Annotated in this window: 1 pseudogene; it reads right to left on the bottom strand. The window is 67.2% G+C overall.

The features are described 5' to 3' along the window. Positions 1–400 (bottom strand): annotated as a pseudogene (locus tag ACFR9S_RS14735) (hypothetical protein); the annotation flags it as partial. Positions 401–518 lie beyond the last annotated feature (118 nt).

Below are 518 nucleotides of genomic sequence, written 5' to 3'. Positions count from 1 at the left end.
CGTCGTAGTAGACGAGGTAGTAATCCCCCGAGAGCACGTTCTCCGAGAGCTCGACGTAGCCGGTGAAGCCGCCCGCCTGCAGCGTGTCGTCGACCTCCGAGATCGGCGTCTCCTCGGTGTAGTACTCGCCGCGGACCTCCCCGCCGGTCTCCTGCATCGCGAACAGCAGTGGGAGCGAACGGTCGGGAGCGACGTAGGCCGTGCCGTCGGCGTCGGCGAACCTGTCCATGTCGCCGTCGAACACGCCGAGTACGCGGCCGTTGAGCATGAACAGCCACGCCACGCCGTCGGTAACCGCGCCCGTGAACTCCCGTTCGGCGAGCTCCCGGAGCCCGGCGTGGCCGTCCGTGAACGGCTCCGAGTCCCACTCGGTCACTCGCTCGACCGTTTGACTCTCCATCGTTGATCGGTACTCACCCGGTACGGTCAAAATACTTTGTGGAGCGTTCCCCCGATCCGGACAGCGGTCTGACGCGTTCGCGGCGGCAGTCAGCCGAGCGCCCGGACGATCGCGGCCG

Source organism: Halolamina salina (assembly GCF_042678005.1).
GTDB lineage: Archaea > Halobacteriota > Halobacteria > Halobacteriales > Haloferacaceae > Halolamina > Halolamina salina.
Note: the sequence above shows the minus strand (reverse complement) of the source record. Positions and strands in the feature narration are given on the sequence as shown.